Here is a 7997-nt window from a genome sequence, read left to right on the forward strand (position 1 = left end):
ATCACCCATGAACCGCCGTATGCGGAACCGCACGTACGGTGGTGTGAGAGGGCGGCGGGAGTAATCCCGCTCCCTACTCGATGCATATCACCGGAGCGGGGGAGGCGGACTCCCCTGCCCCCATCTCCTTAGCGCAAGCCAGCGAGGATCGTGAAGGAACGCAGGCGGTCGGCCGGCTCGTAGAAATCGCCGGTGAAGATCAGCTCGTCGGCGCCGGTCTGCTCGAGCAGCACATCCAGGCGTGCGCGAACCTTCTCCGGGCCGCCGATCACCGCCAGGCCGAGGAAGTCGCCGACTGCTGCCTGCTCGTGCGGCTGCCAGCGGCCGATCATCGACGGCACCGGCGGGCGCAGCACCCGACTCTCTCCACGGATCAGCGCCAGCGCGCGCTGGAAAGCGGTGGTGGCGAGGAATTCCGCCTCCTCGTCGGTGGGCGCGGCGATCAGCGGCACGCCGAGCATCACATAGGGCTTATCGAGCACCGCCGAGGGCTGGAAGTTGTCGCGGTAGAGGCGGATCGCCTCATGCATGTAGCGCGGCGCGAAATGCGAGGCGAAGGCGTAGGGCAGTCCCTTGCGCGCGGCCAGCCGGGCGCTGAACAGGCTGGAGCCGAGCAGCCAGATCGGCACCTCGGTGCCGACCCCGGGCATGGCGATCACCCGCTGGCCGGGCTGTGCCGGGCCGAGCAAGGTCTGCAGTTCCTCGACGTCCGCCGGAAAGTCCTCGTCGCTGCCCAGGCGGTCGCGACGCAGGGCATGGGCAGTGAACTGGTCGGTGCCCGGCGCGCGGCCGAGGCCGAGGTCGATGCGTCGCGGATAGAGGGTGGCGAGGGTGCCGAACTGCTCGGCGATCACCAGCGGCGCATGGTTGGGCAGCATGATGCCGCCGGCACCGAGGCGGATCCGCGAGGTGCCCGCCGCCAGGTAGCCGATCAGCACGGCAGTGGCGGAACAGGCGATGCCGTCCATGTTGTGGTGCTCGGCCACCCAGAAGCGGGTGAAGCCCAGCACCTCGGCATGGCGGGCCAGCGCCAGAGAGTTCTGCAGGGCCTGGGCCGGTCCGCCGTCGTCGCGGATCGGCGCCAGATCGAGAATGGAAAACGCGGTGTCGACCAGTCGTGGCATGGGAGTGTCTCCTTGAGTCGCCCCCGAGCTTGCCCGTCGGGCGAAGGGGAAACTGAAGCAAAAGTCTGTGCCGGTGGCCGCTGCCTGCTCTGGCAACTTACAACCCGCGGCCCCAGGTGCCGCCTTCGGCTAAGACCGCGGGGCTGACGCCTGCCGGCCTCAGCTGTCGGCCAGGCGGAAACCGACCTTCAGGGTGACCTGGTAGTGGCCGACCGCGCCGTTCTCGAGGTGGCCGCGAATCTCGACCACCTCGAACCACTCCAGGTAGTCGAGACTCTTGGACGCCTCGGCCAGGGCATTGTCGATGGCCTCCTCAATGCTGGTGCGCGAGGAGCCGACGAGTTCGATCTTCTTGTAGGTGTGGTGGTCGGACATGCTTGCCTCCCGGGTGAATAGGCGGAGTCGGCGCCAAGCGCCTTCCCCACCTAGGTGAGGCAGGGCGGAATCGCGAGAGTTCAGCCGCCGTCGCTCCGCCGGCACTTCTTTCAGCTCGTCGTCGGCAGCTTGGGGCCGTGCAGGAAGCCCTCCGCCTGCATCCGCCACAGCGAGGCGTACAGGCCGTCATGCGCGAGCAGTTCAGCTGGGGGTACCGTCTTCCACCACCTTGCCCTTCTGCATCACCAGGATACGATCGAAATTGGCTACGGTGGACAGCCGGTGGGCTACCGCTCGCACCGTGCGGCCGCGCACCAGACCGGCCAGGGCGATCTGGATTTCCGCCTCGGAATGGGTATCGAGGGCCGAGGTGGCCTCGTCGAGGGTCAGGATCGGTGCGTCCTTGAGGAAGGCACGGGCGATCCCCAGGCGCTGGCCGCCGGAGAGCATCACCCCGCGCTCGTCGACCAGGCCGATCTTCTGCCCGGACGGGATGTGCAGATTGAAGCCCTTGAACACCTGCCGCCCGTCGGGGTAACGAAATCCCACGTCGACCAGGTCAATGGTACCGTCGGCGGCCGCCAGCGGATGCTCGGGATCGTCGAGGGCGTGCGGCTGGACGATGATGCGCAGGGTGTCGGCGATCGCGCCGAGCTGCCGGGTGGCGTCGACCAGCGCCAGGGCCAGGTCGCGCGAGCCGTGCAGGATGCGGAAGGTCACTGCGCTGACCAGCACCACGTCGCCGGCGCTGACGCCGCCGGTGCGCCACTGCATGGTGGCCCAGGCCAGCATGCCGCCAGCCATCAGCGACAGGCAGGCGTCGTGCAGGAGGCGCGCCTTCTCCATGTACATCCAGCTGCTGCGCTGGGCGCCCCCGCCACAATCAGGCTGGTCGAACAGTGCCGTTCGTCGAACCAGCCGGGATAGTCCTGTATCGGATAGAGGCGGATGCCTTCCACCGGCATCCGCGACTACATCCACGTGGCGGGCCTGAGGGGGGGCATCTCAAGGCGCTGCAGCGGCTGTCGAGCAGCCACGGCGTCTCCATCCGGAACCTCGGCACCGGCCGCGGCTACTCGGTACTGGAAATGCTCCGCACCTTCGGATGCCTGGTGCTGGCAGCGGAGCAATCCGAACGGCTACGGGCAGGACAAGAACACCGCCCTGGCCGGCTGAGCAGCCAGCTAGCGCACGGCCTGGTCCTCCAGCTGCGTCTTCAGCCAGCCGGCCAGCCGCTCCGCCCGGCCGTCGCCGCGGCGCAGCGGCACCCACAGCGCCAGCCGCGCTGGCGTCTCGACGAAGCCCCAGGGCGCCACCAGCCGCCCGGCGGCGAGATCGTCGGCGACCAGCTGCTGCGGCGCGATGGCCACGCCGAGCCCGGCCACCGCCGCCTCCAGCAGGTAATAAAGGTGCTCGAAGCCGGCGCCGTAGCACAGCCCGGCCGCCGGCAAGCCCTGACTCGCCGCCCAGCTCGGCCAGGCCTGCGGGCGCGAGGCGGTGTGCAGCAGGGCCTCGTCGAGCAGCGCTTGCGGCGGTGCCTGGCGCAGCTCGGCGAAGCGCGCGTGGCGCGGGCTGAGCACCGGACCGATGCGCTCGGCGGCCAGCTCGAAGACCCGCATGTCGGCCGGCCACGGCGGCTCGGCGAACAGCAGGGTGGCGTCCAGGCCCGGCCGGCGCGGGTCCAGCTCGCCCTCGCTGGCCGACAACTGCAGGCGCAGCTCCGGCAGTTCGCGGTTGAGGTGGTCGAGGCGCGGAATGAACCAGCGCGCCAACAGGCTCCCCGGACAGCCGAGCACGAAGGGCGCCTCCTCGGTGTGCCGCTTCAGCTCGGCGCAGGCGCCGTCCAGACGGGCGAAGGCGTCGCCGGCGGCATCCCTTAGCAGAATGCCGGCATCGGTGAGTTTTACGCCGCGCCCTTCCTTGACGAACAGGGCCACCCCCAACTCCTCCTCCAGCGCGCGGATCTGCCGGCTGACCGCCCCATGGGTGACGTGCAGCTCCTTGGCTGCCTGCTTGACGCTCTGCAGGCGGGCGGCGGCCTCGAAGGCGCGCAGGGCGTTCAGGGAGGGCAGGTCCGGGTGGGTCATCGGTGAGTTTTCCTGACGTGTCCGGGCGATCTTATCGCTTTTCGGCGGGTGCGCCATTGGTTAACGTGTGACCATCGCAGGTGGGCCGCGAAAAGCGCCAGCCTGCCTCTTTGCACACTCCGGGAGCACCCATGACCGAGACTTCCTACCGCACCGGCCCCGACGAAAAAGGCCTGTTCGGCCAGTTCGGCGGCCAGTTCGTCGCCGAAACCCTGATGCCGCTGATCAACTCGCTGGCGGCGGAATACGAAAAGGCCAAGAACGATCCGGCCTTCCTCGACGAACTGGCCTACTTCCAGCGCGACTACATCGGCCGCGCCAGTCCGCTGTACTTCGCCGAGCGCCTGACCGAACACTTCGGCGGCGCGAAGATCTTCCTCAAGCGCGAAGACCTGAACCACACCGGCGCGCACAAGATCAACAACTGCATCGGCCAGATCCTCCTGGCCCGGCGCATGGGCAAGCAGCGCATCATCGCCGAGACCGGCGCCGGCATGCACGGCGTGGCCACCGCCACCGTGGCCGCGCGCTTCGGCCTGCAGTGCGTGATCTACATGGGCACCACCGACATCGACCGCCAGCAGGCCAACGTCTTCCGCATGAAACTGCTCGGCGCCGAGGTGATCCCCGTCACCGCCGGCACCGGCACCCTCAAGGACGCCATGAACGAGGCGCTGCGCGACTGGGTGACCAACGTCGAGAGCACCTTCTACCTGATCGGCACCGCCGCCGGCCCGCACCCCTACCCGGCGATGGTCCGCGACTTCCAGTCGGTGATCGGCAACGAAGTACGCGCGCAGATCATGGAAAAGGAAGGCCGCCTGCCTGACTCGCTGGTCGCCTGCATCGGCGGCGGTTCCAACGCCATCGGCCTGTTCCACCCCTTCCTCGATGACGCCAGCGTGCAGATCGTCGGCGTCGAAGCGGCCGGTCACGGCATCGACACCGGCAAGCACGCCGCCAGCATGGCCGGTGGCGCACCGGGCGTGCTGCACGGCAACCGCACCTTCCTGCTGCAGGACGCCGACGGCCAGATCACCGACGCCCACTCCATCTCCGCCGGCCTCGACTACCCCGGCGTCGGCCCGGAACACGCCTGGCTGCACGAGATCAAGCGCGTCGAATACGTGCCGATCACCGACCACGAGGCACTGGAGGCCTTCCACCAGTGCTGCCGTCTGGAAGGCATCATCCCGGCGCTGGAGTCCTCCCACGCCCTGGCCGAAGCCTTCAAGCGCGCGCCGACGCTGCCGAAGGATCACCTGATGGTGATCAACCTGTCCGGCCGCGGCGACAAGGACATGCAGACCGTGATGCACCACATGCAGGACAAACTGGAGAAGCACGCATGAGCCGCCTGCAGACCCGCTTCGCCGAGCTGAAGCAAGCCAACCGCGCCGCCCTGGTCACCTTCGTCACCGCCGGCGACCCGGACTACGACGCCTCCCTGGCCATCCTCAAGGGCCTGCCGGAGGCCGGTGCCGACGTGATCGAGCTGGGCATGCCCTTCACCGATCCCATGGCCGACGGCCCGGCGATCCAACTGGCCAACATCCGCGCCCTCGGCGGCAAGCAGAACATGGTGAAAACCCTGCAGATGGTGCGCGAATTCCGCACCGGCAATCAGGACACCCCGCTGGTGCTGATGGGCTACTACAACCCGATCTACGCCTACGGTGTCGACCGCTTCATCGCCGACGCCAAGGCGGCCGGCGTCGACGGCCTGATCGTGGTCGACCTGCCGCCGGAGCACAACGACGAGCTGTGCGACCCGGCCCAGGCCGCCGGCCTCGACTTCATCCGCCTGACCACCCCGACCACCGACGACGAGCGCCTGCCGGTGGTGCTCGCCGGCAGCTCTGGCTTCGTCTACTACGTCTCCGTGGCCGGCGTCACCGGCGCCGGCGCCGCCACCCTGGCGCACGTCGAACAGGCCGTCGCCCGCCTGCGCCGCCACACCGACCTGCCGGTGTGCATCGGCTTCGGCATCCGCAGCCCGGAACACGCCGCCAGCGTCGCCCGCCTGGCCGACGGCGTGGTGGTGGGTTCGGCGCTGGTCGACCGCATCGCCAAGGCTGGCTCGAATGAGCAGGCGGTGGGGGATGTGCTGGGGTTGTGCCGCGAACTGGCCGAAGGCGTGCGCGGCGCACGCCGGTAAGCGCGTTTGCGGCAAGAAAAAGCCGCTGCTTCCGTGAGGAGGCAGCGGCTTTTCGTGGGATTTGCCGGGAGAGAGGCCGTGCCTGCCCGTCCTTCGCCTTTCCAGCGTTTTCCATTGGCATGACTCAAGTTATACTTTTGGAAAACCTGAGGAGGGTCACGCTATGGGTACCGTTGCACTGCGCCGTTCCGGCGGATCGCTGATTCTGGCCGTGCCGGCGGCCTTCGCCGCACAGAACCAACTGTCGGCCGGCTGCCAAATGGTCTGGAAGATCGAGGGCGACGCCCTGGTCATCAAGCCGGCCCGCAAGAAACCGACGCTGGCCGAACTGATCGCCGAAACACCGAAAGATGCCCGGGCCGAGGGTTGGGATGCCATGCCGGCGGCCGGGGACGAGCAATGGTGAAGCGCCCGCCCGCCATTCCGGGACGCGGCGAAATCTGGCACCTGAGCTTCGACCCTTCCACCGGGCGCGAGATACTGGGCGAGCACTGTTGCTTGGTGCTGTCGAAGCGCGAATTCAACGAAGCGTTCGGACTGGCCCTGGTGTGCCCGATCTCCCAGGGCGCGGCGAGTCAGGCGCGCAGCCATGGATTTCTGATCACCCTGATGGGGACGGGAGCCGATACCCAGGGAAATATCCACAGCCACCAGGTTCGCACCCTGGATTGGCGGGTACGCCGGGCCACCTTCAAGGAAAAGGCGCCGGCCGAGATTGTGCAGCAGGTGCTTGATTGTGTGGGGGCTTTGTTGGAGGAGTAGTGGTGGCTTGGGAGCACGTTGAACAGGCCTTCGTCCGTCTACGCCCATCGACCTGCATTATGCTTCGGCTTCGGCTTCGGCTTCGGCTTCGGCTTCGGCATCCGCAGTCCGGAACATGCTGCCAACATCGTCAGCTTGGCTGATGGTGTGGTGGTGGGGGCAGGTCACGCAGACCTTGGTCTGCAAAAAAATCAGCGTTAAGCTAAATAGAGCAAATTACCGAGTTGTTTCAATGCTCTTGAAAGTTATCAAAGCTAGCACAGCCAAAATATGTTCATTTAACCTTGTGTAGTCTGCTTATAACTTCGTTGCCATACTTATTAATCATCCTGGCCAAGAAGTCCGGCTCTATGTTTTGAGCGTGGGCTAGCAAACCTCTAAGAATTAATGTTTTTTCAGTATCAAGCAGATCTAAAGAAAATCGATGTATCATTGCAGATATTTTTCTTTTTTTATCCCGGCCAATTGAAAGATTGCCGTCATTGGTAATGGTAACACCTGTTATATGTCTGTTGAAAGCCTTTGAAGAATAGACGGTCTTCTCGGTGTTTATGCGAATCTTCGAGTGACAGTATGTCTTGAGATTCGCCTTAATAAGCTGCGGAACCTCAAATAATATGCCTTTCTGATTAGTTGTAAATGTGAGGTCATCTGCATATCTTGTGTAAGTTATTTTATTTTTTCTGCAAAATTCATCAACAGCACAATCAAAGTGCGACATTACAAAGTTTGAAATAAAAGGAGAGCTTGGTGCTCCAATGCTCAGCCTAAGCGGGCTATTCCTACGAAGCTTCCAGAAAAACAGACAGCTAAGAAATACCCTGTCTTCATCAGGGAAGTGAATTCCAGAGTCTCTGGCTACTGAAAAGAATAGCTCTGGAGTGATGCTCAAGAAAAAATTCTTGAAATCCATTTTTAATAGATACTGATTCTTTTGATGGTTCGATGCGTTTTTCTTGATGCTTGATCCCTTTTCATAAGCTGCAGCACAATGGTGAACGAGTAAGCTTTTTCTAAGCTCCTCAACTGCCAAAAGCTGTATGAACTTAATGGTTTTGGCTGGCTGTGCAATCAGCCTATGGTCTTTACCATTTCTTTTTTTAATGTAATACACTTTGTATCGTCGAGGAGCTGTGCCTACAAAACTAAAGAGCTCTGCCTTGCTAGTCAGCATTCGCTTGCTTAAGGTATCCAGAGTACTCATTTAGTACCCTCCTCTTTGATTTTGTTTATCTGCTGAAGAGCCAGCTTCCTTTTTTTAGATGTCTCATCTTTTTCATTCAATAGGTAAGACTGACGCAAGGACATTTTTATGGCTGGGCCATCTTTTACTCGGCCGCCCTTGGTGGCTCCAAATTTTATGCGGCGCTCTCCATTGGTAGAGTCATATTAACCCGGCAATCAAATACCCAATCTAAGTGGCATAACGCACCGACGCATGCTGGAAATAGGCAACTACCCGCTCCGGGGTTTTGGCCAGCCAGCTCATGA

At 63.5% G+C, this 7997-nt stretch carries 8 protein-coding genes and 2 pseudogenes; 5 read left to right on the top strand and 5 right to left on the bottom strand.

The genetic code is table 11. The features are described from left to right. Positions 1 to 128: 128 nt before the first annotated feature. The 3 genes and pseudogenes from ACYVD0_RS11965 to ACYVD0_RS11975 all read right to left on the bottom strand — a co-directional run. Positions 129 to 1124 carry an LLM class flavin-dependent oxidoreductase gene (locus tag ACYVD0_RS11965; RefSeq protein WP_460427017.1) on the bottom strand — a complete coding sequence of 332 codons (996 nt, stop codon included), beginning with the start codon at positions 1122 to 1124 and terminating at the stop codon, positions 129 to 131. 159 nt (positions 1125 to 1283) lie between these two features. After that, entirely contained in the window at positions 1284 to 1499 is a 216-nt protein-coding gene (locus ACYVD0_RS11970; RefSeq protein ID WP_460427018.1) for a dodecin family protein, read from the bottom strand. A gap of 110 nt (positions 1500 to 1609) precedes the next feature. Next, positions 1610 to 2369: pseudogene (locus tag ACYVD0_RS11975) on the bottom strand (ABC transporter ATP-binding protein); the annotation flags it as partial. An 87-nt stretch (positions 2370 to 2456) separates the two neighbouring features. Here ACYVD0_RS11975 and ACYVD0_RS11980 point away from each other — a divergent pair. Further along, positions 2457 to 2602: pseudogene (locus ACYVD0_RS11980) on the top strand (UDP-glucose 4-epimerase GalE); the annotation flags it as partial. 81 nt (positions 2603 to 2683) lie between these two features. Here ACYVD0_RS11980 and ACYVD0_RS11985 read toward each other — a convergent pair. Then, a complete protein-coding gene (locus ACYVD0_RS11985; protein WP_460427019.1) occupies positions 2684 to 3586 on the bottom strand; it encodes a LysR family transcriptional regulator in 903 nt (300 codons plus the stop codon). A 131-nt stretch (positions 3587 to 3717) separates the two neighbouring features. Between ACYVD0_RS11985 and trpB the strand changes: the two genes are divergently transcribed. The 4 genes from trpB to ACYVD0_RS12005 all read left to right on the top strand — a co-directional run bounded on the left by trpB (position 3718) and on the right by ACYVD0_RS12005 (position 6506). Next, on the top strand, positions 3718 to 4938 hold the full coding sequence (gene trpB, locus ACYVD0_RS11990) for a tryptophan synthase subunit beta (protein WP_460427020.1): 1221 nt from the start codon (positions 3718 to 3720) through the stop codon (positions 4936 to 4938). Further along, on the top strand, positions 4935 to 5744 hold the full coding sequence (trpA, locus tag ACYVD0_RS11995) for a tryptophan synthase subunit alpha (RefSeq protein WP_460427021.1): 810 nt from the start codon (positions 4935 to 4937) through the stop codon (positions 5742 to 5744). The genes trpB and trpA overlap by 4 nt, the downstream gene beginning before the upstream one ends. A 163-nt stretch (positions 5745 to 5907) precedes the next feature. Then, a complete protein-coding gene (locus tag ACYVD0_RS12000; RefSeq protein ID WP_460427022.1) occupies positions 5908 to 6150 on the top strand; it encodes an AbrB/MazE/SpoVT family DNA-binding domain-containing protein in 243 nt (80 codons plus the stop codon). Continuing rightward, positions 6144 to 6506: a type II toxin-antitoxin system PemK/MazF family toxin gene (locus ACYVD0_RS12005; RefSeq protein ID WP_460427023.1), complete on the top strand. Its 363-nt coding sequence runs from the start codon at positions 6144 to 6146 to the stop codon at positions 6504 to 6506. Before ACYVD0_RS12000 ends, ACYVD0_RS12005 begins: the two co-directional genes overlap by 7 nt. A 274-nt stretch (positions 6507 to 6780) precedes the next feature. Here ACYVD0_RS12005 and ACYVD0_RS12010 read toward each other — a convergent pair whose 3' ends face one another. Next, a complete protein-coding gene (locus tag ACYVD0_RS12010) occupies positions 6781 to 7710 on the bottom strand; it encodes a retron St85 family RNA-directed DNA polymerase (protein ID WP_460427024.1) in 930 nt (309 codons plus the stop codon). Positions 7711 to 7997 lie beyond the last annotated feature (287 nt).

This window comes from Azotobacter armeniacus (assembly GCF_054779355.1).